Source organism: Oceanobacillus jeddahensis, from assembly GCF_000750635.1.
In the GTDB taxonomy this organism is placed as follows: Bacteria; Bacillota; Bacilli; order Bacillales; family Amphibacillaceae; genus Oceanobacillus; species Oceanobacillus jeddahense.
In genome coordinates this window covers 1,127,537-1,152,753 of the sequence record NZ_CCDM010000001.1, presented here as the reverse complement: position 1 = coordinate 1,152,753, position 25,217 = coordinate 1,127,537, and the positions used below count along the sequence as shown (strand labels likewise).

Genomic DNA, 25,217 nt, shown 5'->3' with positions numbered 1-25,217 from the left:
CCCAGTTATTTATTTTTCTTATAAAACTCTACTTTCTAACGCTATAAAGAATACTTTCTACGATTTTAAAAGAACAGCTGCGCTAACAATCGGATGATAGGTCCTAATATAAACATATCTGAATCCGCTGCCCACATTGCTGTATCGGGAACAGTACCTGGCAAAAGCATTTTAACCATAATAAATTGGCCCCACGCAACAACCGTTGCTGTAATAAAACCACCCATGATCGCTCCTCTAACACCACCTGTTGCATTTCCAAATACTCCTGCTGTTGCAGAGTGGAAGAATAATACGATCATCGTCGGAACGAACACATAGCTAACCGTGTTTCCTAAAACAACTAACCAGATTAAAGCCCCAACAAAAGCTCCTAAGAAACCTAAAATAACGGCATTCGGTGCAAATGGAAACACAACTGGGCTGTCCAGTGCAGGCTTTGCTCCTGGCACAATTTTCGTCGCAATTCCTTTAAAGGCAGGAACCATTTCCCCAATAAACATACGTACTCCTAAAAGTACAACAGCAATTCCTGCTGCAAAGGTAAATGATTGAATAATCGCATAGACAATAAAATTCTGTTCTCCTGCAGCAGCTACTAGTTCCTGCGCTCCAGGTGTATCCTTAAAGGAAATAATAATTGCCCCGACTAAAAATAACAGACCCATGGTCAATGCTGTGATAACATTTGAATCTCTTAAAAACTCTAATCCCTTTGGTAGTTTTATTTTTTCAGAGTCATTTTCTTTATTACCAAGATATTTACCTGCCAAGGCACTTAATAAAGAAACAGAAGCAGATGTGTGACCAAGGGCAATATTATCGTTGCCCATAATCTTTCGCATAAATGGCTGCGTTAAAGCAGGCTGAATTGTCCAATATAACCCCATAAAGATTGCTAAGAAGATAACTAACCTACCAAAAGAAACATCCCCAGCTGTCTGAATGACAATACCCGCAAAAATAGTCGTCGTCCAAAACATCATATGACCAGTTAAATAAATGTATTTCAGCTTTGTAAATCGAGCCAGCAAAACATTAATAACAAAGCCAAGTGTCATTGCCAATGTAACCGCACTTCCATACCTTGCATTAAATGTTTCCTGTCCCATAAAACTTCCAAGCGGCTCTTCTGATAAATTAAATACTTCCTTCCACAATGGTTCAAATACAGTCAACGCTTCGGTAATCACACCTGATCCTGCAGAGATAATCAAGAATCCAATAATTGCTTTAAACGTACCGCTAATGACCTGACTTGTACTTTTTTTCTGTAATAATAATCCTAAAAGAACAATAAATCCCAACAGAATAGCTGCCTGCCCAAAAATATTCGTAGCAATCCAGAAAATCACATCCATTGTAGTACCCTCCTCTTTTTAGTTAGTTCGCGAGGTTCTCATCAATCGCTTTATTGATTTCCTCCATATCAAAATAGTTATTAACGATAATAATCTCCGCTTTATGATCAGCTAGACTTTCTGCTAACTCATTACCTGTAATGATGTAATCTGCCTCTATATTGGTAGCAGAAGAAACATCCGTGTGTTCCACATCAGCATTAATTCCTTTATCCGCCAATGCCTGTTCTACATTCATTTTTAAAATCAAACTTGTTCCCTGTCCCAATCCGCAAACTGCCAATACTTTTATCATTATTCATCTCTCCATTTCTACTATTTTTTTTACTTCTTCATACGTTGTTGCTCTCGTTAATTTATCTACATTCACAGCATCATTAAGAAGTAGTGTAAGCTTTCGAAGTAACGTTAAATGCTCATCACTCGACGATGCTCCTAAACCGAACACAAGTCGGACCGGATCATTCGCAGAGTGGCCAAATTCAACCGGGTTCTTTAATTGAACTAAAGAGACAGATGGCTCTTTCACACCATCTTCTGGCCTCGCGTGTGGAATAGCAATATGTGGTGCCAAAACAAAATAAGGCCCATTTTCTTTATACGCATTTTTCATCGCTTCAATATAAGATTCTTCTATCAGCTCATCCTCTACTAAGAGGTTACCTGCAGCTTCAATTGCTTCATAGGCATTCGTAACTTCTACACCAATCTTTACGATACTCTCTTCTAAAAACCTCATATCTATCAATCACCTGCCCCTTTACTGCTAATTGGCTTCTTTTGAATAAAATTGTATCCATTTCATGATAGCTTGCTTATCTCTAGTTGCTATAATTTCTCTCTTTACCTCTTTATTAGAAAATAATTTTGTTAACTGTGATAAAGCTTTTAGATGTTGTTCATTATTTCCGGAAGCCAATATTACGATAATTGTTGCCGGTTTCCCTAATATATCCACTGGTTCTTCTAAATGAAGCATACTCATTCCTGTTGTAATTACACCGTCGTCAGGGTTTGCATGAGGAAGCGCAAATTGATCAGATATCACAATATACGGACCTGATTGATGCACATTTTCAATCATTTTATATAGATAATTTTCTGTGATGTATCCTCCCTCTAGTAATGGTTGAGAAGCAATTTTTATTGCCTCTTTCCATCCATCTGTCTTTTTTTCCAATACAATTCGTTCAAAAGGTAAAAGTTCCTTTAAAGTAGGTTTATCTGTTTCATTTCTAAAATGAAGTGGTGTATGAAGATAGCTTCGAATCTCTTCAGAAAGTAATTCATTATGTTCAATAACGGCATACTTTCGCACAATATCCATAATCGTCTCTACAGAGTAAACCTGATTCACCTGTGAATATCTGAACAATCCATTCACTTTTTTTAATAGCTGCTCTTTTTCCTTATTGTTTAAGACAGGATTAACTACAAAGACGGGTACGCCTCGGTCAGGAAGAGCAATAGTTGAAACAATAAAATCAACATCCAAATTGATTCTTTCATATTCTCTTAAAGATGCTACACCTGTTATCTCAATATCAGAAAACAATCCTTCAAGCTGACTTTCCAGCAACTTGGATGTTCCCAGCCCATTCGTACAAACAATCAGCATTTTCGTCCGTGTTTTTTCCAACCGAACTCCTTCCTTGCGTAGCCATCCTCCAAAGTGCATTGCAATAAAAGCTATTTCATTTTCATTGATTGGTTGCCCGATTACATTTTCAAAGTGATGCACTACTTTTTTCGTCAAATGAAAAATTTCAGGATAATTCTGCCTAATGGAATCTCGTAAGGAATTTTCAATTTCAATTCCATATTTCATGCGATAATAAGCAGGCTTCACATGTAGAAGTAAATTTTGAATCATTTGTTCAGAATCACGAAACTCAATTGCAGCATATAACTGAAAATCATAAACCATCCGTTTTACCACTTGAAGTAATACCTTCATTTCTTCGCTTTGAATCTTTGGTTTGAAATTGTAATTCACTTTGGCACCGAGAAGGTATTTCGAAAAATAAAACCGTTCATTTAAAGGGATTTTCATCTTTAAGGCTTCTGATAATTCATCACATAAAGCACTTACTCCTCTGTATTCATCTGTTGTTTGGATAACCTCTTTCTCAATGACATCTACCTCAACAAATGCACCTCTATCCATTCGCTTCAGGAAAAAATGGAACCAGACAACAAGATTCGCTAATACATCATCAGTAAGCTCAACCATAAATTCGTCTTCATATTCATGTAACAACTGGTTTAATAGATCCATCCTCGAAAGACTGAAAATGGAGTATGGCTGGTACGCCTGATTGCTATTGCTTATCGAAGCATTAGATAAATTAGCCAGAAAGTTATACCATCCCTCTTTTGGTATAACTATCGATAAATAATGAATCAGCCCCCTTCTAATATCGTTTTCATCCCCTTCAATAACATATCCAATCAAACGTTGCGAATACAAATTTAGCTGATAGGCCTTTAGTTTATTCTTTAATTTTTTTATATCCTCTAACGCTGTATTCCTACTCACTTGGAAAAGTTCACGAATATCCTCTAAAAAATATCCTCTATCTCCTCCAATAAGGTGAAGATAAATCCATGCCCGCCTCTCTTCAGCAGAGAAGTCATAATACATTACGTCAGATATAGAATAATTAGCCAGAATTTCTTTTTTCACTTCATTTTCTATATACAAACCTTGTCCTCTCACTTGCTTAAGCATTTCCAGATGATTTTCACCTAACCATTCATTGATTTTAACAAGATCACTATAAATCGTGCGCCGTGAAACATTTAACATCACTGCAAGTTCTTGAATAGAAATATATCTATCCTGTTTTAACAATTGATTTAAAACGGCCATACTACGCTGATCCATTATTCGACACCTCCAATCTATCTCTTAGAATTAGTATGTGCCTCTATTTTTATTATAGTAAGAACCCATTATAACGGTAAGACCAAATAAACCACATAGAAGTTTGTAAAAATGGGCGGAGGTAGTGAGGTGCGCTTCCGAAGCAGTTGGACATGGTGTTTCAACATTTCTTCTTCATTTTATAAAAAATAATTGGCCCATATTTTCGCTTTTTTAGACATAATAAAAGCTCCCGCTGTAATGGAGGGAGCTTTTTTATAGGTCTTTCCATTATAGCGGGAGCATCGTAAATAAAGTCGAAGTGTATTCTATCTATCTCTTTGTTCATCAGAGTTATTTAGCGCATCCTTCACATCACCTTTTGTGTCTTTTGCTGCGCCTTTAGCTTTATCAGCTTTTCCCTCTGCTTGTTTTTTCTTATCATCTGTTACTTTACCAAGCGCCTCTTTTGCTTCACCTTTTACTTTGTCACTTGCACCTTTCATTTTATCTTTAAATCCATCACTCATGTTGATCAACCTCCCTCTATATAATTAAAATATTTCTTTATATTAATTGTTTTACCGTTGAGTGGTAGATATAAACATAAAATAAATGAAAAGAGAACTTGAATATTATGATACTCTTTGTTATTAACGATAAGTAAGTGGGCATAGACCTTCTCGAATCAACCTTCCGACCAGATGACTGATACCATTGATAACATAATATAATGATAATTATTATATCAACTGCATCTCCGCCATAATACATCAACATGCCTCCGGTTTCGGCTTCCGCTCTAGGGACCCCTTCAGGAGGAAAGGCGTAAATTACTTTAGAAAGAATTTTATGTCCTGCCAAAGCAGTGATCAATACCAAAGAACGATAAAGGTAACTAGATCGATAAGGGATTGGATCGATATATAACAGCGTCGCCGCAAAAAAGTATCCTGCTAAAAAAACATGTAAATGGACAAGCACATGAACCAAAATCACTGTTTCCATCATACTGTACAAACCAGTCGTATAAAGCACCCAAAGTCCACCTATATTTAATACGGCAGGAACAACTGGATTGGAAAGGAAATGAAAAAACGGACTTCTTAAAATAATAGTTACTTTTTTAGCATAACGTGTTGGCAGTGACTGTAAAAGCAGCGTCACCGGTGCAGCCAGCGCCATTAATAACGGACCGAGCATACCTAATAACAAGTGACCAAGCATATGGATTGTAAAATTCTGATGAGCAGCAGATGCCATTGGTCCCGCAACAGTAATAAGGCATAAGACACTTCCCGTCATCCATAAAGCCGTTCGATACTTCGGCCAAGGTCGATTCTTTTGTTTTGAAAAGAGAAAAGCTAATAAATAGAGTAGCATCCCAATTAAAAAAGGGACGCTTAATAGGAATTGTGTAATAAAATCCATAGAATGAGCAGCATGCTGCGCATTTTCATGATCCGTCATCCCAGCTCGCCCCTTTGAAGCTTGATTTGTTTTTGCGTTTGATAAAGGACCATTCCTCCAGCAATCACAATTCCCCCTGCCAGAATATTCCACGTTAAATCATAAGGAAGAAGGTCAACACCATAGCGAATCTGATGAAGTTGCATTAATTTGTGTTGAATAAGACCGTCATATAAATTAAATATACCTGCCCCCAGCATTGTGCCGCCTAACCATCGCTTTTTCCACCATGCCTTACGACGTCTTAAATCTGCCAGCATAAACAGTGCCCCAACAGTAGCAAACCAACTAAAAGCATGAAAGAGACCATCGGAAATCAAACCAATTTGGGTTGTAGAACGATCATAAAAGTGGTGCCATTGAAGCAATTGATGGAAAACAAACTCGTCAATAAAAGCAACCATCCCAAGCCCAAATAAAAAACCAGATAAAAAATTTCGACCTGAATAGGCCAACTGTTCTTGAGTGAGTTCTTTTTTCATGGTATAAACCTCCCTGGATCAGATACAGATCTTTTACGATATTGCTCTATAACGTTTTGGAAAGTAATTTAAAATAGACTGTTTTACTGGTTCTCTATAAAAAGGACAGCTATCCAATGAAAACGGTTTAATGCATAAACGTGTCTCATTCTTTTATTCAGCATTCCCGTTTGATTTCTCTAATAAACCATTTTCTATGACAGGGTTTATTTTGTCATAAATGTACCTTATTAATACATTGTCTATCTGACAAAGTATCTTTATTTAAATAAACCTTCCTTCTTCATTTTATTACTGTGAAAAAGGGATACAGCATAATCATATGGAAGAAGAAAAAATGATCGGACAAGAGGGACGGAAGTAAGTCCCGGACAGATGATTCTGGCATTTTCTGGTTTTTTCAGGGGATTATTAGTAGTACCCGAATGAAAAAAATCTGCCCGCTAACACACGGACAGATTTTATCATAAGCAACATAGCTCTTCTTACCACTTTACATATTAATCAAACAACACACTAACAGAGGCATTATTATGCACTCTTAAAACAGTATCCGCTAATAATGGTGCGATGGTCAGAGATGTAATTTTATTTATCTTCTTTTCCTCTGGTAAGTAAATCGAATTGGTAATCACGAGTTCCTTAATGACTGAGGATTCAATTCTTTCAATCGCCTTCCCTGACAAGACAGGGTGCGTACAGCAAGCATAAATTTCTTCTGCTCCTCTGTCGATCAATGCCTCCGCAGCCGATGTAAGGGTTCCAGCCGTATCAATTAAATCATCGATAATAATAACCTTTTTCCCGGATACGTCACCAATAATATTCATAACTTGCGCTACATTTGGTTCCGGCCGTCGTTTATCAATAAGTGCAATAGGTGTGTCCAATATGGTTGCCATTTTTCTGGCACGGCCTACCCCGCCATTATCTGGCGCAACAACGACAATCTCTTCCGTTGGTAATTTCTTTTTAAAATACTCTGCTAATACTGGTACCCCCATAAGTTGGTCCACGGGTATATCAAAGAAACCTTGTATTTGCCGTGCATGAAGATCTAATGTAATTAATCTGGTAGCCCCAGCTCTTTCGATTAAATCAGCAACTAATTTCGCCGTAATCGGTTCCCGGGCACGTGCCTTCCGATCCTGCCTCGCATAACCATAGTACGGCATGATGACATTAATGGTTTCAGCCGACGCTCTTTTCATTGCGTCAATCATAATTAATAATTCCATTAAATGCTCATTTGCTGGTTCAGAGGTAGATTGGATAAGATATACTTCACAGCCTCTAACACTTTCTTCAATATTGATTTGAATTTCACCATCACTAAAGCGTTTTACGGAGCTCGCTCCTAAAGGGACATTTAAAATATCGGATATCTCTTTAGCCAAAGAATAATGGGAATTCAATGTAAACAACTTTAATTTCGGACCACATTTCATTTTTCTGCCTCCTGAGGAAAATTTAACCGTTCACTGGTGTAATTGCTTTTTCTCCTGCTAAAACTTGGATAAGGTTATCCGCTGCTAAATTTGCCATTTCTAATCTGGTCGCTTCACTGGCGCTTCCAATATGCGGTAAAGCAGTAACATTGGGAAGATATAGCAACTGATTCTCTAATGAAACAGGCTCCTCCTCAAATACATCCAGCCCGGCTCCCCAAATCTCTTTATTTTTTAAGGCATGAAACAGCGCCTCTTCATCTACTATACCTCCTCTTGCTGTATTAATCAAAATAGCAGAGTCCTTCATTAATTGAAGTTCCTTCTCGCCGATGAAGTGGTGTACTTCCGGACTATAAGGAACAAGAATACATACAAAATCGGATTCTTTTAAAAGGGATTCTTTGTCTAAGAAGGTAATATCAAATTCTTTTTCAACATCCAGTTTGCGCGAACGATTATAATAAGATACATCCATATTAAATCCTTTTGCTCGCTCTATCAAGGCTTTTCCAATACGTCCCATTCCAATGATTCCTAATTTCGCTCCATATATATCCTGCCCGGTCAACTGCATTGGGGACCAAGTTTTCCATTTTCCTTCTTTTAAATAAGTATTTGATTCCAATATTCTTCGGGCAGTTGCCATTAATAGAGCAAACGTTAAATCAGCAGTTGTTTCTGTTAATACATCTGGTGTATTTGTAACGATAATGCCTTTTTTAGTAGCTTCTTCTATGTCAATATTATTATAGCCTACAGCCATATTAGCAATGATTTTTAATTTTTTTGCGGCATTCAATACCTCCTGATCTATTTCTTCTGTCAACAAACAAAAGAGGCCGTCTGCTTGTTCCGCTTCCCTTAACAGCACCTCTCTAGGAACAGGCTGACCTTCCTCTTCCCACATCCTCACACGGCATACTTCCTCTATCTTCTTTACAATAGATTCAGGGAGTTTCCTTGTAATATATACATTTGGTTTCATTTATGATCCCTCCAATTTCTTTAAACGGGTGTTATCTTTTTATTCCACAACTTGAAAAAAATCTTTAAGCATTGGATAAAGTGTAATGAACTTTTTATAATACCGATCATAGGTTTGAAAAGTATTCATATCTGGTTTAACGGTATACATCGTTTTATTTTGGATATATGGAGCAATATCCTGCATATTCGTAAAATAGCCAATTGTTTTTCCTGCAATTAAACAACTCCCATAAACGCCTGTCTCTGCGATTTGTTGAATATCTATTTCTGTTTTTAGTATATTCGCCTTTATTTGCGCCCACACTTTATTATTGGCTCCTCCGCCGATTGATCTAAAACGTTGAGCATGTAAACAATAGCTGCTTTCGATAATTTCATAAATTTGTCTTAAACCAAACGCAGATCCTTCTAAAATAGCTCGAAGCATATCTGCTTTTGATGTTTGTAAATGCATTCCAGCAAATACCCCTCGTGCATTATGATCCCAGATCGGACTTCTTTCCCCTTGCATATAAGGTAAGAAAAAAACACCGTTTGCTCCGATTTCTGATTGCTCAGGCAGATACTCAAGAATATCCGTTTTCTCATTTTCTTTTTCTTCTAAGAACGTATGGCTGAACCATTTAATAGAAGCTCCAGGTGTAGACATGGCCCCATGTGAAAGCCATTGATTCGGCCAAACAAAACATCGATTTAAAAAACGGGTATCCAATTGTTCTGGTTGATTTGTACATACTGTCAAGACATTGGATGTACCAACAGATTCAAACATTTCATCCGGTTTCAGATCCAGAGCTAAACCGGAGCTTGCCGTATCTGCTGCCCCAGCAATAACAGGAATTTTTTCAAATTCACCAATATCATCAAACGGGCTGACAACATCCGGTAAAATAGACATGTCTATACCGAGCTTGTCACAGATGTCTGTAGACCATTGATATTGCAAAACATCAAATATCCCTGTGTAGGAAGCTTGTGTCCAATCCATAACAAAGTTCCCCGTCAATTTATGATGGATAAATGTTGATAAGTTTCCCCATTTATAGGTTTGACGAAATAAATCCAATTGGTTTTCCATCTTCCATAATATTGACGTAACCGTATACATTCCCGGCTCTACTCTATTTCGAGTAATTTTATAAAGTAATTCTTCACCAATCATATGGTAGATTCGTTCCGCCTGTTCTTTACTACGACTATCCAAATACATAATTCCATTTGATAAAGCATTCCCATGCATATCCATCAACACGGAAGAATTGCAAAAAGTGGAGAGGGAAATTGCATCCACTTCTCCACCATTTATTCTTATATTGTGAATAGCCTCATATATCATTTGTTGTGTTTTATTCCATACTTCATGGACATCTATTTCCATCCAGCCATTTTTAGGATATACCAAAGAATATGCTTGTTTATTCATGGTATCCAAGTTGAAATTTTTGTCCATCTTCCCTATTTTTATCGAGCTTGTACCAATATCCACACCAATGATATGCGACATATAATCACCTTTTTCAATTATTAATTTTCATTTAGAAGCTGTTCATGAAGTTCCATTGCTTCTTTTACTGTACCATTATCATGAATGATATGCTTAAATGCTTTCACAACAGCTGTTGGATTTGGACGATTCCATACAATACGTCCAAACGTGATTCCCGTACCCCCTGCATCTATCACGTCATGCACCATTTGAAAATAATCTTCAATATTATTACCGATATCTCCACCGGCAACAACCACTTTGGCAGGTGTAGAAGAAACTACTTTATGGAATGATTCCGGGTCGCCGGTATATTTTGTTTTTACAATATCCACTCCAACTTCGGCGCCTGTACGTACTGCATAAGCAGCATGTCTCCAATCATTTAATTCCGTTTTGGGAATTTGATTTCCTCGTGGATATATATGAGCAATTACAGGTAATCCCGCTTTATGGGCTTCCCCAGCTATCGTCGCCAGATTCTGCAGCTGCACTGGCTGATCATCTCCGCCGACAATACATCCCATGGATACGGCATCCGCTCCAAAACGTATCGCTTCTTCCACATTTGCTACCTGTACGTCAGAATTGGGCTGCCATGGAGAAAAAGTAGATGCTTTGAATATCAGACTCGTTTTCCCTGCATGTTTATGAAAACATGTATCCGCAATCCCTTTATGCATTGTCATCGCATCTGGACGTGCAGCAGCGATTTCATCGATTTTTCTTTCAATCGGCATCAATTCATCAAAAACCCCTCTGGCAGTTGCTTGATCCACAGCTACTCCTAATAAACGGCCATCTTCATGCAATAAACGCTTTAAACGAATTTCTTTACCTAATAATGACATATATAACACTCCTGTAAATAGATTTTTAATAGATACCCAGTTTTCCATACTTACGTGTTTTCAATTAGCGTTTTCATTCCTACCCCATCCCGGACATCTTCAATAGCTTGTTGAATCTCATCCAAAGAGTAACCCGGTGTTGTAATAACCTCCGTATTGATTTTCCCATCTGCAATTAATGATAAAGATTCTTGATAATTGGAACGTGTTAAGGAGGAAGTTCCATTTACATTGATCTCATTATAGTGAATAACGTTTGGATCTATCTCGGAAAAAACGCCTTTTGTAAAACCAGCAAATAAATTCAATGTCCCTCCTTTCTTTAACAAGGTTGCTCCCTGATTGACTAATTGAGGAATACCTATTGCCATAATAACAACATCAGCTCCGAGCTGGTTGGTTGCGTCTAAAACAATCTCCTCGATGGATTCCTCTCCAGGATTAACAACTATATCAGCACCAGCTACTTTTGCTTTGTCTCTCCTATGTTCTACCAGCTCACTCAAAATAACTTGTTTCGCACCTGCTATCTTAGCCAGCTGCACATGCATCATCCCAATTGGTCCGCCACCAATCACGACAACGGTATCATTCATTTTCACATTTGCTTTTTTATTACCATTTAAACAGCAAGCCAAAGGTTCTGTAATAACAGCCTCCTGAAAGCTGACATGATCCGGAATTTTGACTACATTTCCAGCATGGATGGCAGCAGATGGAATTCGGACATACTCTGCAAATCCTCCATCAAACTCATAGCCAATTGCTTTACGGTTAGCGCAAACATTCTCCATTCCATTTTGGCAATAATGACAATTACCACAAGGAATAACCGGCATAACGCCTACCCGATTTCCTGTTTCATAGCCGGAAACATCTCTCCCAACCTCGACAATGGTTCCGACAATCTCATGGCCAATCGTAGAAGGTGTGCGGACTCCTTTTGTTTTTTTCCCTAAATATATCCGTACATCTGTCCCACATACTGCACTCATATTGACTTTGAGCAATATTTCTTTTTCCGTAATTTCCGGCTTTTTTACTTCTTCTAATTTCAAATCATTTGGTCCGTAAAATACAGCAGCTTTCACTTAAACACCCCTCTACAAAAATTAAATCTAGCGTTAGTATAACAAAGAAGGAAATTTCCTTCAATATTAATTATAAAAATATGAATATATTTTTCACAAATCTGCACAACTTATCCTTCATTATTGAGTTGATGCTCTAATCAGGCTGAATCCAATCAAGCGGTCCTGTTAACAGAACAGGGAAAATAATAAAGAGCAACAGAATAAAAATAGTTACAAATATCCATGGTAGAACAGCCTTTGAAACTTTCTCAATACTTAAACCCGTTACATTACTCGCGGCATATAATGCCACACCAACCGGAGGAGTAACCAGGCCAAACGATAAAGCTAAAACCAAAAATATAACAAAGTACAATGGATCAATACCAACCTCTGTCACAATAGGCATCAATATTGGAACAAGAATAAAAATAGCAGCTGTCGCATCCATAAACATTCCTACTACAATTAAAAACACAAACATGACAAGCAATATAACAAATGAATTTTCACTGACATTTGTAATACTAGAAGCAACCCGGGTCGGCAACCCATCATATTCAAATACCCAGCTTGCAGATTGTGCAGTGACTGCAATAAAAAGTATTGTCCCTGTCATGTTGGTGGTTCTATAAAACATATTCGGCAACTGTTTCACAGAAATTACCTTATAGAAAAAAATAGCAATGATCAGAGAATACAATACAGCTACTGCTGCCGCTTCTGTCGGAGTAAAAATTCCACTTAAGATACCGCCAAGTAAAATAACAGGGATCAGCAAAGCAGGAAAGGCTTTCATAAATTCTCTCATTAACACCTTAAAATCAAATGGAATTGGTTCTCCAATATGATGTTTCTTACTATAAATATGGTTACAAATCATGAAAATAATAGCCATGATAATTCCTGGAACCAAACCTCCAATTAATGCATCTCCAACAGATACACCTGCCGTTGCTGCAGCTACTACCATTAAGATACTAGGCGGTATCACCGAAGCAAGAACAGACGTTATTAACGTTAACCCTGTAGAATATATGATTGGATAATTATTTTTTGTCATCGCATTAATCGTCATTCTTCCAGTACTGGCAATATCGGCAATAGAAGATCCTGCCATACCAGCAAATAAAAGACTAACTACGACGTTAACATGTCCTAACCCTCCTCTCATCCAGCCTACAGCACTATTAGCAAATGAAAATAACCGATTCGCTACTCCTCCTTCATCCATAATAATACCTGCTAAAATAAATAAAGGGACGGCAACCATAATAAAACTATTCATTGAACTGTACATAGACTGAATAACTAAACTGATCGGTATATCTGTAAATATGAGAATTGAAAAGATAACCGAAATACCTAACGATGCAGCAATAGGTATACCAATAATCAATAGAATAAAGAATAAAATTAATAGAAAAATAGACAAGCTTTGACACCTCCTTAAATTAAGTTTTTATGGTATATAAGAGATTGAATAATATTCAATATTCCAAGAACACCAGAAATAGGCACACTAATACCAACCAGCCATACTGGTATAAGTAAAACCGAACTTGTTTCATTTAAAGCTATCTGTTGAAGTACTAAATTTATTCCATAAACAACCATAAACAGGAGAAAGCTTATCGAACCAATAGTGTATATCCACCTTCCTGCTTTTTGCATAAAAGAAGGCATCCAATTTAAAAACACCGTAACCCTTGGTGATTCTGCTTTTCGAAAACCAATTCCAACACCTATAAAAATCATCCAGATAAACAAATACCTTGTCATTTCTTCTGTCCACGGTAAGGGGCTTCCTATCCACCTTCCAATAATTTGCATAATTACTATAATTAAAAGAGTGACAGCAATTAAACCTGCTATAAAATTTGAAGCTTTGTTTAAAATGGTAAAGAAAAGGTTATATGCTTTTGATTGATTATCTTCCATTTTATTCATCCTCCTTCCCAACAAATTCAAGTACCTCATCAAAAAAAGCTTCATCTCCTATAATTTCTTTAAAAGCTGGATATAATTGTTTTGAATTTTCAATAAAAACTTCTTGTTGTTCATCCGTTAACTCATTAACCTGCATTCCTTCTTCTTCTAATAAATTAATCATTTCTTCTGCCTCTGCTTTTTCTTCTTCTGCATTCCAAGATTGTATTTCTTGAGAAGCTTCCAAAAGGATTCCCTGCTGTTCTTCTGATAATTCTTTGAATTTCTCTTGGTTCATTCCTACCAGCCATGCTTCAGCCATATGGTTTGAAATAGTTAAGTATTCTTGCACCTCCTGCATTTTTGATGATTCTACCACTTCTACCGGATTTTCCTGACCATCAATCGTTCCTAGCTGAAGAGCGTTATAAACCTCTCCAAAATCCATAGGGGTTGTTGCTGTCCCTGCATCAGCAAAGAATTCTACCCATAACGAATTATTAGGTACCCTTAATTTGATTCCATCTAAATCTGCTGGATCCGTGATAGGCTGGACGGAATTAGTAATCTGTCTGAACTCACGTGTCCAATAGCCAAGTCCCTTGATATCCATATCTTCTACTGAATGAAGCAGTTCTTCACTAAGGTCACTATTTAAAAAATCAACAAATTGGTCCGTATCATCAAATAAATACGGTATACTAATTGCATTAAACCTTGGTTCAAAGTTCGTATATAAGGAGGTTGATAAAAGAAGCATATCTAAGCTGCCATCTCCCAGTTGCTTTACTGCAGCAGCAGGGTCTCCTCCGTATAACGATCCATTGGCATGAACATTAATCTGGATAGAACCATCACTTTTCTCTTCAACCAGTTTTGCAAACTCCTGAGCAGCCTTCGTAATTTGTGACGAATCAGGATCCGGTGTTGCCAACCTGAATGTCACTGTATCTCCCTTCTCTGCCCCTTCTCCCACTTTACCTTTACCGCACCCAACTAAGGTAAGTACTGCCACCACAATAAATAAAGAAACAATAATCTTCTTCACTATTTTCCTCCCCCTATTCGTATCACTCATTCATATGACAACGCTTTCTTTATTGAAAAAGAAATATTTATAAAGAAAGAACAACTTAATATGAATTCACCGAAGAAATTTTTCAGTAAATTCATATTAACATACGGTGGTAATTTCCTTCAATATTTTAATAAAAAAAATAAATGTAATTTTCACATTTATAATTTTTTATTGGTTGTAGAATTTCTGGTCTTCTGTAAATCACTGTAACTTTGATCATAGTTACGAATAGCTAACGCAGCAACTAAAATATCAATAATTGTTAATTGAGCAATTCTCGAGGAAATCGCGTCTGTTCTGAATAAAGTTTCGTTGGATGCTGTCTGCAAAGTAATATCTGAAATTTGCGTGATAGGAGATTTAGATGAGCTGGTAATACAAATTAACGTTGCACCTGTTTCTTTAGCCAATTTCATCGCATGCAATACTTCCTTATTAGATCCTGTATGAGAAATACCGATAACAACGTCTTTTTCATCCAGTACACTGGCCGACATGGATTGTAAGGTTGAATCATTATAAGCAAAAGATTTAATTCCTAATTTTAAAAGTTTATGTTGTGCATCCATTGCTACCGAACCAGATCCGCCTGTCCCATAAAATTCAATCAAATTTGCATTAGATATAGCATTTACAGCATGTACTAGCTGTTCATCATTACATACTTCTAAAGAATCATACAATGCTTGAATATTGGACTGAAAAATTTTCTTCTTTACCATGAGAACATCATCATCTTTTTCAATTACTTCATGAATCTGTTTTTCAGGGGAAATAACTTCCTTCGCAAAATGAATTTTCATATCTTGAAAACCTTTATAGCCAAGTCTTTTACATAAACGAACCACAGAAGACTCACTCGTTTGACTTCTTTCAGCAACCTCTGTAATCGATAAATGAATAATTTCTTCTCGATTCTTCTCAATAAACCTTACTACTTTTTTCTCTGCTCCTTTCAATTTTGGCTCGATAGCCTCCAGTCTTGTAAAAAGCCCGGGATTTTTGTTTACATTTAAATCATTCATAAAATATTCCTCCTTGCTTCGTTTCCTACAATTTATTTCTATACTAAATAGCAAGTAAATTATAGCATATCATCAGAAGGGATCCATGCTAAACCATTTAATTTTCTCTGTTATATGCATCAAAATTTGATTTTCCAATTACAGGGCGCATTAAAGGAAGGATTGAAGTTCATGGATTGTAGCAATGATTGCTTTATTACAATCACCACCGATTAAATATAAAATAGTTTTATAAATTAATCACATTTTCTATTGACTAACCAGTCATTCAATATTAATATATAGAAAAATACTCAAAAAGTATGGAGGATCTCAATGGATTTGCATTATGAAATAGTTGGTAATGGACCCCCGATCGTACTTGTTCACAGTGGCGGTGCTGATTTACGGGACTGGACATTTGTTACTCCCCTTTTAGCCAAACATCATATGGTTGTCAGTTATGATGGACGTGGAGCCGGAAAATCACCAGATCCCACAGGAGATATGAGTTATGTGGAAGATTTGAAGAAGCTTCTGGACCACTTGAATATTCATAAAACTACGTTGATTGGACATTCGATGGGTGGCCAGATTGCTACAGATTTTTCATTAGAGTATCCGGAATATGTATCGGAATTGATTGTCATCGCACCAGCTTTGACAGGGTTTAATTATTCACAGGATTTTGTAGACTATATGAATAAGGTAACTGCGGCTGCACCTGACATTGAAAAAATGATCGAAATCTCCCAAAGTGCACCTTCATATCGTGTTGTACAGGCCAGCCCCCACAAAGAGCTTACTGATGAAATGTTTCGGCATCATATCAAACGGATGTTTCAATGGTCTGCTTTTGAATTAATTTGGCCACATCCTCCAGCGGCTGAAAGACTCGGTGAATTGACTGTTAAAACCCTATTTATTATTGGTACGGAAGAATTGCCTGATAACCTTCGAGTTGCTGATTACTTTCGAAAACATTCAGATGCTCGAACCGTGGAAATTTCTGGAGCTGATCACATGGTCACCTTAACGCATCCAGAAGAGTTGTATTATCATATAAAAGAATTTTTGGAGGATTGACGTTTGCCATGCCAAGAACACCAAAGGAAAATGAACGTATTCGACAGTTAGCTAAAGAGAATATTATGAATGCAGCAATGGAATTATTTATTACCCAAGGATATCATGCAACTTCCATCAGCAGTATTGCTAAACATGCAGGCATTTCAAAAGGTCTGCTTTACAATTATTTTAAAGGAAAAGAAGAACTCCTTGCGACAATGGTAAATAAGAGAGTTAAAGAAATGGTGGACGTGATGGAACAAGCACGATCCCTCAAGGCTCCAGCAGAGCAGCTCAAACATATCATCGTAGGGGCTATCGATAATGTTTATCAAAATCCGAAAGTATTCCGTTTCTATCTTCACCTGCAAACACAGCCTAAAGCAGATCAGGAGCTGATTAAATACAGTCGTTTTCTCATTGAAGAAAATGCTAAACAGTTTGAGTTTCAATGTGAGATATTTGAAGAGCTGGGTGTTGCGAACGCTCGGAAACGATCGTTGTATTTCTCTTCTACGCTTCAAGGGATCATGTTGATGATATCAACTTATCCGCAGCAGTTTCCTATTGAGGAGATAAAAGAGCAGATTGTTGGGGAGTTTTGTGGGTAAATTTTCTTTTAAATCCAAGTTCATCCTTTCAAAATCACATAAAAGAATGAACTTGGATTTATGTTATCATATAGGATAAATATTTATTGTCATTTACTTTTAAAAAAATCTTTATAATAATTAAATATTAAAGCTTCAGTACCGCACACAAATACAAATTACTTTTCTAATATTTGGGCTATAATCCATTTCATATAAATAAAAGAAACTTTTCAAAGGGGAGTTAGGTAATAATGAATATGAAGCTGTTTCAAAGGCTGGTGAAATATATAGATAAAGAGATTCCAAATACTATCCTCATATCACTTATAACATTATTAACTGCTACTACAGCTTATATTTGCGGACAATTATTTATTATGAATTATTTTTTTGAAGATAATTTTACATTTTTGGATATTATTATTAACCCTCTTCCAATTAAATATGGACATATATTATTTATCGGAAGTTTTTTATTAATTGGTTGTATTGGCTTAGCAGCAGTTCTCATTATTATATCTATTATGTTGAAAAACCGTGATTCCCGTTTATTACCCATGATCGTTTTATTCATTTTTTTAAATTATGGAATTGTTTATGTTTTTACTAATGGCAATCACCTTATAAATACTGCCATATTTTGTATTTATATTTCAATTATTGTAATCATTATTGGTTTATTCATACATATTCTCACAAATTATCAATTTAGTTTATTGGCATTTGTAATATGGTTTACCCTTGTCGTTGTAATCACTATATTTAATTTGAATCATACATATAGTTCCATAGAAATATTGCAAGAAATACTTACCATTCCTTTTCTTGGTTTTTTCATTATGTATATCCTTCTCAGATATACAGTCGGGTTAATAGGAAAACCAAGAGTAAAGACTTTGAAAGACATTTATAAAGAAGCGAATTCGGTATTTAAAAGCCTTTCTTTAAAATTAAAAGGGGTAATTACTAGTGTAGTTTCAATTGGTTTAGTAAGTCTTGCGTTTTCAATAGTTATAAGCCTGGTACCTCTAATAAACAATTTGGGTTTCTCAGACGAAAGTTATGATCAAATCAGTATCAACGGAAACACTCCAGTAAAAGGGATTTATATAGGCGCAAAAGAAGGTACACATTTTTACATTAATGAAGATAATATGCTGATACAGACAAGTTCTGAAATTCATGTTTCACCAATCGAAAGTGATTAAAAACATCTAACTTTCTGTATATATTATGATAACAAATCTTTTTGACTCACAATGTCTTGTTAAGATCATTTTTATTAATATCAGGTATAGATCCATATATTCTTTAATTTCAACTAATATTACCTGCTATTGAGCCCTTACTAACCTTTTATATATTAGTATCTATTTTCCTCTTCTATACAAATAACAATTACCACGCTTCTCCCCTTCTTCGTGCCTCATCCAAAACCTCTCCCGGCACCTCCCTAACCTCAACATCCTCCCCCAAAAAAAGCAGCCAATTAACCATTTCACGAACCTCCTCCTCATTCCCAACATCAACAAAAGTGTTTAAACGAGCACTTGTCTGGTAAGGATTAGTATAAGAAATAGAAATAGCCAACGGATGATATTTCTTATACTGGGCAATCGCCTTTGGTCCCAGATCGAGAATAAAATTAACATCTTTTTTCTGGCTGCGTTGCTTTTTCAAAACCTTTTTCCTACTCATCCTGTGTTTAACAGAATAGGGACGAACGTTAGTAAGTTTATCTACAGGAATAATTTGCGTTTTTTCTTCTTCCAAATGGAAACCTTCCATCAACCAGTAGCTTTTCTCCCGGTAAAGATGTAGAAGATAAATCGGATAAGACTTACTCTCCTCCCCTTCCTGTACGGTAATCCATAAATAGCTATCCAAAAGAATGTTTTGAATAAGCTGTTCCAACATAGGATGAGGCAAATCGGACAAATCAAGCAGGTCAGGGTTGTTGGGATTGGTTCCTTCGAATAACAGAATTTGGTTTAATACAACAAGATCATCCTGCTGATTTTCAGATATAAGACCAAGTAATTTTTCAGAAAGGGACTGACGGCTTTTTAAATAAGGAAGCTGTTGGTTCCTCGTGGCCATAAAGGCAAGAAAAAGCGCTTTTATCTCATTATCCGTGAAGCGAACCATTGGTAAGACAGAGTTATTCATAACAAAATAGCCTCCATCTCTTCCAACTTCGGCAACAAGGGGCATTCCCATAGCTTCAATTTCTTTAATATCTCTAATAGCTGTAGAGCGTGAAACATTAAATTCCAGCATAATTTCTGAAATGGTAAAACGGGAACGATTATTGATATAGCGCATAATTGTATTGATCCGCTCCACTTTTTTCATGTTATCCCCCTAAACAGTATCATTTTTTGACATGATTTAAGGTTAGTATAAACATATCAAATGAAAAAACAACCCATTTGATACAAATTCTAAAAAGGATGGTTTTGAATATGGCAAATTATACTTTAGAAGAAAAAGACAGCTTTGTAGTGTTAGGTTTTGGAACAGAATTGAAAAGTGATTATACAGATTATATGGGCATCAATAAGGAAAAGGCCGATTTCTGGAAGAAAGTCAATGAAGACGGAACACTTGATACATTAAAATCTGTTGCTGATAATGAATATATTTTTATTGTGAATGAAGCAGTAAATAACAAGATGATGCATTATGCTGGGGTAATGACAAAAGAGACCTTACCTGATGCAACAAGAGTCATTCAATTTCCTAAAGGGGAATATCTGATCATTAAGGGAGAAGAAGAAACTGCTGAAGCATTGCATGAAGCACTAACTGGCATGGCTTTTGGCCAAGCTTTGCCGGAAGCACAGGAAGTTGCCTATGTCGGCGGACCAAATACATCTGTCGAGATGGGAGAGCGAGATGGTAAAGTATTTGGGGAAATGTGGATTCCTGTGGTTAGAAAGTAAAATAAATGAACTTTTAATTAAGGTCAAACAACCTTGTTTGCGAGAGCAGGTTGTTTGACCTTAATTATTTTCATATTACTTTGTACTAGATAACTGACTTATTTCCAAAATGATACAACGTACTTCGTAAAGCACCTGCTCCCCACTTATAAAAAAGATAGCTTGGGAGTAAAAAAAATGCAAATGCAAACATAAGAGAAGTAAGCAAATCAAGCGTTTCTCCAGTGATTGCCCCTGTGATGAGAAGCAAGGCATAAAAGCAAATGGCTATTCGCCATAGGTATGCAAGGAGACTTAAAAAATAACCTCGTCTTCCGGGATATAAAGCTACGTACACAGAAAACGTTGCCCCATAAAAAAGAATTGCCGGCGGTATAATGAAGTCGGTTAACTCAATAGTAGTGAATAGAAAGATTAGTAAAAGCATCATGCAAATATGTACCAAAAATAGGCTGAAACGCACGTAAAATGGTGCAGTTCCTTTCCTGCTTTCATCCTCTATATCATTATCATTTGACTCTATAAAGTTGTCGCTATAAGCAACATTCCCGACTGATACAGCCGTGTCCTGCCCAGGAGCTTGCTCTTTTTCGTATTCTGATTCTTTCCTTCTGCTCCTGATCCCTTTTACTGTGACGTAAAGAATACCAAATGGCGCCAAAACAATACTGAATAGAAACATAAAAATATGTACAAAGACCATGAATCTATAAAAAAACATGGATATACTTGACTCATCCTTATCCATTTTATAGCTCAGTCGAAAACCTAACAAAACATCCCAGATAACTTTGGCATAAGGGTATAATATAAACGAAACAATGAGTAGACTCGTATAATTTCCTTGATCAGACCAATGGAACATGAGAAATGCGCCGCCCATTAAAAGCAAGCTGATACCGTATGCTTTCAAAAAATAGTTGCCATCCACTTGACTCTGGATTTTCTCCATCTTTTTATCTACATGCATTTGTTCTTGAATCCGGACTGGTTCCGGGTTAAATGGAGATTGCTCTTCTATATCGGTATCTGTAAAACCAAAATGCTCCAGTAAGGATCCATCCGCTTCAAATGCAAGCCGATCCAATTCATGTACAAATTTATTTCGTTCCTTCCGTTTAATCTGTGATAAAGCAATTCCAAACAATCTATAATTCATAACCTCATTCATCTTATTCATACGTCTGCTTATATTGGACATCCGGGCGCGGTATTTTTCCTCATCATTCAACTTGATTTCTACTACCTTATCAAAACTAACATGCCGGATATCATATCCCTCGATATCTTCCCATTGTATCGGAACGGCATTCTTAGAGGATGCACCAATAGTTAACGTCTCCTCCGTCAAAATGATATAGGGCTTCTGGTTAAAAATCATTTTCAATAAAACAAAAACAAAAAATCCAAAAAACAATGTCAAACCTAAACCTAAAGCACTCATCCCATAATCCCCAAGATCAAATGCAGCAACCGCTACGGTTATTCCGAATACCATAAAAATCAAGCACATCAACATTAAAAATACGTTTTTCAACATGGATGGGTAAAAATATAATGTTTCTTTACTGCTCATACCTATCCTCCAGACATTTGTGACTTTTTCAAATTCCAGTATAACCCAAGATAAATGACAAGAGGGAATTATTCTTAAAAATATTCATGATTATCCTATTTTTTCTCACTATCCTGATTTAACAAATTGCTTTTTCTCTTTGCGTTTTTATATTAAAGCCTATCCCTCTTTTTTTACTTTCTTAAAGTTACCTAAAAAAGCAGCCTACACTTTTGTACAGGCTACTTTCAATTAAAATACTATAAAACGAAACTTCATTCAGTAGGATTTTTTGCTTTTCTCCCACTGAGTTAGCCCTAAGTGATTCAGGGAGTTAGCTCACCTGATCTCCCGTCTAAATAAATTTATTTTTACGCTTTATGTGGAGGCAGGAGTTTTACAGACGGTTCTCCGTGATAAAATTATTTCCAATGCCCCTTTATATTACTAAAAACAATTTTTTCAGCGGAAAATATACTGAAACAGCGAATCCTTTGTAAATTCTCCATCAATTCCAGGTTTAGTTAAAAAATATTCCACCACTTCTTCTTGTGTCAGGCCGACTTCTTTTAACCCACGGGAAATCATCGATAAATAGGAAGAGGGCGGGATGGTAAATTCATGTGTTCCTATGGCATCCGGATTTGTAAATGTAAACATTGGTGCTCCATCCTCTTCTCCCAAATAAATAACTCTGCCGTACCATCCTTCCGTTAAATCAACATAGCCTTGATCCATGATATCCTGCACATCGATATTTAAGGCATCCACATTATTTTCCTGCTCTACGACTTCTCCAAATTGCTCATCTGTGATCAGATATTTCCTTGCATAGGTTTTTGTGTATTTATTTGGTATGTGGTCAATAAAGGCAACGCCTCCCTGCCCCCATTTACTTTTCTCCTTCATAAATATAGAGCGGATAAGGAAGCATGACTGTTTTTATTTCCTTCGGTGGTGTGGTATTTTTACAGCCCCTTTCCTCTTTTTCCGACCCTTCAGGCATACCGCCTTCGATATAACAAGAAAAGCGATTTTCGCTAATATTGGAACCGTAGCTCACATACCATACGTCCATCTGGAGACCCTCCTTATTTATGTCGCTTTTGGAAGTAAAAGCTATATTCTAATTGGTTTGATAATATCATATAATAAATCATAATAGGCTATGTTTCTTTTATAATAAATAGACTGCTTCTGAAACAACGTGTACCCGCCCTTCTAAACAGAAAAGCGTCAATAAATCAACAAGTTCGTATCGATATATGTTCACTAGGCGTAGCTTATTTTTGCGTGCAGAAAATTTATTAAAATAAAAAAGATTAAGCAATAGAATGGATTGTCTTCCATTACCTAACCCATCTGTTCTTTCAATATGCTTAAATTAATAATATTAGTAGGTATAAATTTTCTTACAAGGACACAAAAGCAGCCCATACTCTGTATGGACTACTCTCATTAAAATAAGTTAGAGTAATAATCTCCTTATACAATCTATTAAACTAACTCAACCAACATGCATCCAGTCACGCGTCTTAGATACAGCTTTAGACCATCTTTCATAGTATTTATTAATTTCCTCTTTGTCAATGGTTGGTTGGAATACTCTATCAATGTTCTGCGTTGAATAGCATTCATCCACATTTCTCCAATAACCGGTTGCTAACCCAGCCATAAACGCAGCTCCAAGAATTGTTGCATCTGTATTTAGTGGACGGACTACCTCTGAATGTAGCATATCCGCTTGGAATTGCATCATAAAATTATTCTTGGATCCTCCGCCATCAACTTTTACACTCTGTATTTGTACATTGGCATCTCGAGAAATGGTATCTAAAAAATCCTTTATAGAATAAACAATCCCTTCTAACGTTGCACGAATTAAATGACCATGCTGTGTTCCTCGATGAATTCCAATAATCATTCCTCGTGCATGACTATCCCAATATGGGGCAGATAACCCTGTTAATGCAGGCACAAAATACACGCCGCCATTATCTTCCACAGATAAAGCAAGTTCCTCTGTCTGCTCTGCATTTTCAATTAATTTTGCTCCATCTCTTAACCATTGAACAGCTGCTCCTGTCACAGAAACATAGCCTTCCATCGCATATCGGATTTCATCTCCAATTTTCCATCCTAAAATGGTGTTCATACTATTTCCAGGAAAAACAGGCGTATCGCCTATATTTACGTCTAAAAAAGAGCCTGTTCCATGAGTACATTTCACATGCCCTGGTTCTCGGCAATTTTGAGCAAACATCGCCGCATGCTGATCAGCAATCAATGCATTGATAGGAATCTCTTCTCCAAAAAGAGAAATGTCTGTGACACCGTAATCCCCCATATCGTCTCTTACCTCGGGGAATAATTCAACTGGAATACCTAACTCATTTAACCACTCTTCATACCAGCATAAGTTTGTTATATCAAATGCACTTGTAGCTGAGGCATTGGAATAACTGACTGCATGAACTCTGCCTTTTGTCAGCTTCCAGGTTAGCCATGTATCAATCGTACCAACTAATAATTGATGTGATGCTGCTTTTTCTTTTGCACCTGGTACATGATCTAATATCCATTTTATAAAAAGAGTAGAATTTACTGCACCAAATACAAGACCTGTTGTCTTATAATTCTTTTCTCCCCATTTTTCTTTATAAAATTCTGCTGTATCTGCTGTTCTTTGATCCTGCCATACAATGGCAGGATGAATTGGTTCACCTGTATTTTTATCCCAAACAACAATTGTCGTACGCTGATTAGTTATTCCAATAGATGCAATATTACTTGCATTTAAACCTTCTTGTTGAAGTGCTTTTTTCATCAGAGTTAATGTTTTATACCAAATTTCATTTGCATCATGTTCCACTTTCTCTGATGATGGCGTATATTGGGTAAATTCCTCAGAAGCATTTGAAATTACAAGAGCACTATCATCAAATATGCTTACCTTAATTCCCGTCGTTCCTGCATCAATCGAAAGTATATATTGATTAGCCAATTCATATTCCTCCC

The 25,217-nt window shown here is 36.5% G+C and carries 25 protein-coding genes; 4 read left to right on the top strand and 21 right to left on the bottom strand.

All coding sequences use genetic code 11. From position 1 onward, the window contains the following. Positions 1-65 precede the first annotated feature (65 nt). The 16 genes from BN986_RS05060 to BN986_RS04985 all read right to left on the bottom strand — a co-directional run bounded on the left by BN986_RS05060 (position 66) and on the right by BN986_RS04985 (position 16,059). Positions 66-1,361 (bottom strand): PTS ascorbate transporter subunit IIC, encoded by a 1,296-nt coding sequence (locus BN986_RS05060; RefSeq protein ID WP_040978564.1) that lies wholly within the window; start codon positions 1,359-1,361, stop codon positions 66-68. A gap of 22 nt (positions 1,362-1,383) precedes the next feature. Next, entirely contained in the window at positions 1,384-1,653 is a 270-nt protein-coding gene (locus BN986_RS05055) for a PTS sugar transporter subunit IIB (RefSeq protein WP_040979198.1), read from the bottom strand. Between the two features lie 6 nt (positions 1,654-1,659). Next, positions 1,660-2,100 carry a PTS sugar transporter subunit IIA gene (locus BN986_RS05050; protein ID WP_040978563.1) on the bottom strand — a complete coding sequence of 147 codons (441 nt, stop codon included), beginning with the start codon at positions 2,098-2,100 and terminating at the stop codon, positions 1,660-1,662. A 27-nt stretch (positions 2,101-2,127) separates the two neighbouring features. Beyond that, positions 2,128-4,248, bottom strand: a complete 2,121-nt coding sequence (locus tag BN986_RS05045; protein WP_040978562.1) for a BglG family transcription antiterminator — start codon at positions 4,246-4,248, stop codon at positions 2,128-2,130. A gap of 308 nt (positions 4,249-4,556) precedes the next feature. Continuing rightward, a complete protein-coding gene (locus BN986_RS05040; protein ID WP_040978561.1) occupies positions 4,557-4,757 on the bottom strand; it encodes a CsbD family protein in 201 nt (66 codons plus the stop codon). 37 nt (positions 4,758-4,794) lie between these two features. Further along, entirely contained in the window at positions 4,795-5,697 is a 903-nt protein-coding gene (locus tag BN986_RS05035; RefSeq protein ID WP_074435614.1) for a cytochrome c oxidase assembly protein, read from the bottom strand. Next, on the bottom strand, positions 5,694-6,179 hold the full coding sequence (locus BN986_RS05030; protein WP_040978560.1) for a DUF2243 domain-containing protein: 486 nt from the start codon (positions 6,177-6,179) through the stop codon (positions 5,694-5,696). The genes BN986_RS05035 and BN986_RS05030 overlap by 4 nt, the downstream gene beginning before the upstream one ends. A gap of 500 nt (positions 6,180-6,679) precedes the next feature. Beyond that, positions 6,680-7,627, bottom strand: a complete 948-nt coding sequence (locus tag BN986_RS05025; protein WP_040978559.1) for a ribose-phosphate diphosphokinase — start codon at positions 7,625-7,627, stop codon at positions 6,680-6,682. Positions 7,628-7,649: 22 nt separating this feature from the next. Next, complete coding sequence (locus BN986_RS05020) at positions 7,650-8,615, bottom strand: 2-hydroxyacid dehydrogenase (RefSeq protein WP_040978558.1); 966 nt, start codon at positions 8,613-8,615, stop codon at positions 7,650-7,652. A 39-nt stretch (positions 8,616-8,654) separates the two neighbouring features. Further along, positions 8,655-10,121, bottom strand: coding sequence for a xylulokinase (locus BN986_RS05015; protein ID WP_040978557.1), 1,467 nt, complete (start codon positions 10,119-10,121; stop codon positions 8,655-8,657). A 20-nt stretch (positions 10,122-10,141) separates the two neighbouring features. Further along, positions 10,142-10,954 (bottom strand): class I fructose-bisphosphate aldolase, encoded by an 813-nt coding sequence (locus tag BN986_RS05010; RefSeq protein WP_040978556.1) that lies wholly within the window; start codon positions 10,952-10,954, stop codon positions 10,142-10,144. A 50-nt stretch (positions 10,955-11,004) separates the two neighbouring features. Continuing rightward, positions 11,005-12,045 (bottom strand): zinc-dependent dehydrogenase, encoded by a 1,041-nt coding sequence (locus tag BN986_RS05005; protein ID WP_040978555.1) that lies wholly within the window; start codon positions 12,043-12,045, stop codon positions 11,005-11,007. A gap of 136 nt (positions 12,046-12,181) precedes the next feature. Then, entirely contained in the window at positions 12,182-13,462 is a 1,281-nt protein-coding gene (locus BN986_RS05000; RefSeq protein WP_040978553.1) for a TRAP transporter large permease, read from the bottom strand. 14 nt (positions 13,463-13,476) lie between these two features. Further along, the gene (locus tag BN986_RS04995) at positions 13,477-13,968 is read right to left on the bottom strand and encodes a TRAP transporter small permease (RefSeq protein WP_052400644.1); all 492 of its coding nucleotides are present in this window, start codon (positions 13,966-13,968) and stop codon (positions 13,477-13,479) included. Position 13,969: 1 nt separating this feature from the next. Further along, positions 13,970-15,004, bottom strand: a complete 1,035-nt coding sequence (locus BN986_RS04990; protein ID WP_244444943.1) for a DctP family TRAP transporter solute-binding subunit — start codon at positions 15,002-15,004, stop codon at positions 13,970-13,972. 188 nt (positions 15,005-15,192) lie between these two features. Next, entirely contained in the window at positions 15,193-16,059 is an 867-nt protein-coding gene (locus BN986_RS04985; RefSeq protein WP_040978552.1) for a MurR/RpiR family transcriptional regulator, read from the bottom strand. 315 nt (positions 16,060-16,374) lie between these two features. Here BN986_RS04985 and BN986_RS04980 point away from each other — a divergent pair, with 315 nt between their 5' ends. From BN986_RS04980 to BN986_RS04970, 3 genes are all read left to right on the top strand, one after another. Beyond that, a complete protein-coding gene (locus BN986_RS04980) occupies positions 16,375-17,124 on the top strand; it encodes an alpha/beta fold hydrolase (RefSeq protein ID WP_040978550.1) in 750 nt (249 codons plus the stop codon). Positions 17,125-17,132: 8 nt separating this feature from the next. Next, positions 17,133-17,717: a TetR/AcrR family transcriptional regulator gene (locus BN986_RS04975; protein ID WP_040978549.1), complete on the top strand. Its 585-nt coding sequence runs from the start codon at positions 17,133-17,135 to the stop codon at positions 17,715-17,717. A 233-nt stretch (positions 17,718-17,950) separates the two neighbouring features. Next, positions 17,951-18,907 carry a hypothetical protein gene (locus BN986_RS04970; protein WP_040978548.1) on the top strand — a complete coding sequence of 319 codons (957 nt, stop codon included), beginning with the start codon at positions 17,951-17,953 and terminating at the stop codon, positions 18,905-18,907. 190 nt (positions 18,908-19,097) lie between these two features. Here BN986_RS04970 and BN986_RS04965 read toward each other — a convergent pair whose 3' ends face one another. Beyond that, positions 19,098-20,054, bottom strand: coding sequence for a helix-turn-helix transcriptional regulator (locus tag BN986_RS04965; RefSeq protein WP_040978546.1), 957 nt, complete (start codon positions 20,052-20,054; stop codon positions 19,098-19,100). 110 nt (positions 20,055-20,164) lie between these two features. On the opposite strand from BN986_RS04965, the gene BN986_RS04960 reads away from it, so the two are divergent. After that, positions 20,165-20,644, top strand: a complete 480-nt coding sequence (locus BN986_RS04960; protein WP_040978545.1) for a GyrI-like domain-containing protein — start codon at positions 20,165-20,167, stop codon at positions 20,642-20,644. 85 nt (positions 20,645-20,729) lie between these two features. Here BN986_RS04960 and BN986_RS04955 read toward each other — a convergent pair whose 3' ends face one another. The 4 genes from BN986_RS04955 to BN986_RS04945 form a co-directional block, all read right to left on the bottom strand. Continuing rightward, on the bottom strand, positions 20,730-22,220 hold the full coding sequence (locus BN986_RS04955; RefSeq protein ID WP_040978543.1) for an STM3941 family protein: 1,491 nt from the start codon (positions 22,218-22,220) through the stop codon (positions 20,730-20,732). Positions 22,221-22,661: 441 nt separating this feature from the next. After that, positions 22,662-23,108 (bottom strand): hypothetical protein, encoded by a 447-nt coding sequence (locus tag BN986_RS04950; protein WP_244444942.1) that lies wholly within the window; start codon positions 23,106-23,108, stop codon positions 22,662-22,664. Further along, a complete protein-coding gene (locus tag BN986_RS27605) occupies positions 23,092-23,277 on the bottom strand; it encodes a hypothetical protein (RefSeq protein WP_244444941.1) in 186 nt (61 codons plus the stop codon). The genes BN986_RS04950 and BN986_RS27605 overlap by 17 nt, the downstream gene beginning before the upstream one ends. Positions 23,278-23,706: 429 nt before the next feature. After that, complete coding sequence (locus BN986_RS04945) at positions 23,707-25,203, bottom strand: FGGY family carbohydrate kinase (protein WP_040978542.1); 1,497 nt, start codon at positions 25,201-25,203, stop codon at positions 23,707-23,709. Positions 25,204-25,217: the final 14 nt, after the last annotated feature.

Coding starts and splice junctions, on each gene's coding strand:
- BN986_RS05060 (WP_040978564.1), bottom strand. CDS start 1,361: ATGGATGTGATTTTCTGGATTGCTACGAATATTTTTGGGCAGGCAGCT.
- BN986_RS05050 (WP_040978563.1), bottom strand. CDS start 2,100: ATGAGGTTTTTAGAAGAGAGTATCGTAAAGATTGGTGTAGAAGTTACG.
- BN986_RS05045 (WP_040978562.1), bottom strand. CDS start 4,248: ATGGATCAGCGTAGTATGGCCGTTTTAAATCAATTGTTAAAACAGGAT.
- BN986_RS05040 (WP_040978561.1), bottom strand. CDS start 4,757: ATGAGTGATGGATTTAAAGATAAAATGAAAGGTGCAAGTGACAAAGTA.
- BN986_RS05035 (WP_074435614.1), bottom strand. CDS start 5,697: ATGACGGATCATGAAAATGCGCAGCATGCTGCTCATTCTATGGATTTT.
- BN986_RS05030 (WP_040978560.1), bottom strand. CDS start 6,179: ATGAAAAAAGAACTCACTCAAGAACAGTTGGCCTATTCAGGTCGAAAT.
- BN986_RS05025 (WP_040978559.1), bottom strand. CDS start 7,627: ATGAAATGTGGTCCGAAATTAAAGTTGTTTACATTGAATTCCCATTAT.
- BN986_RS05020 (WP_040978558.1), bottom strand. CDS start 8,615: ATGAAACCAAATGTATATATTACAAGGAAACTCCCTGAATCTATTGTA.
- BN986_RS05015 (WP_040978557.1), bottom strand. CDS start 10,121: ATGTCGCATATCATTGGTGTGGATATTGGTACAAGCTCGATAAAAATA.
- BN986_RS05010 (WP_040978556.1), bottom strand. CDS start 10,954: ATGTCATTATTAGGTAAAGAAATTCGTTTAAAGCGTTTATTGCATGAA.
- BN986_RS04995 (WP_052400644.1), bottom strand. CDS start 13,968: ATGGAAGATAATCAATCAAAAGCATATAACCTTTTCTTTACCATTTTA.
- BN986_RS04985 (WP_040978552.1), bottom strand. CDS start 16,059: ATGAATGATTTAAATGTAAACAAAAATCCCGGGCTTTTTACAAGACTG.
- BN986_RS04980 (WP_040978550.1), top strand. CDS start 16,375: ATGGATTTGCATTATGAAATAGTTGGTAATGGACCCCCGATCGTACTT.
- BN986_RS04975 (WP_040978549.1), top strand. CDS start 17,133: ATGCCAAGAACACCAAAGGAAAATGAACGTATTCGACAGTTAGCTAAA.
- BN986_RS04970 (WP_040978548.1), top strand. CDS start 17,951: ATGAATATGAAGCTGTTTCAAAGGCTGGTGAAATATATAGATAAAGAG.
- BN986_RS04965 (WP_040978546.1), bottom strand. CDS start 20,054: ATGAAAAAAGTGGAGCGGATCAATACAATTATGCGCTATATCAATAAT.
- BN986_RS04960 (WP_040978545.1), top strand. CDS start 20,165: ATGGCAAATTATACTTTAGAAGAAAAAGACAGCTTTGTAGTGTTAGGT.
- BN986_RS04955 (WP_040978543.1), bottom strand. CDS start 22,220: ATGAGCAGTAAAGAAACATTATATTTTTACCCATCCATGTTGAAAAAC.
- BN986_RS04950 (WP_244444942.1), bottom strand. CDS start 23,108: ATGAAGGAGAAAAGTAAATGGGGGCAGGGAGGCGTTGCCTTTATTGAC.
- BN986_RS27605 (WP_244444941.1), bottom strand. CDS start 23,277: ATGGACGTATGGTATGTGAGCTACGGTTCCAATATTAGCGAAAATCGC.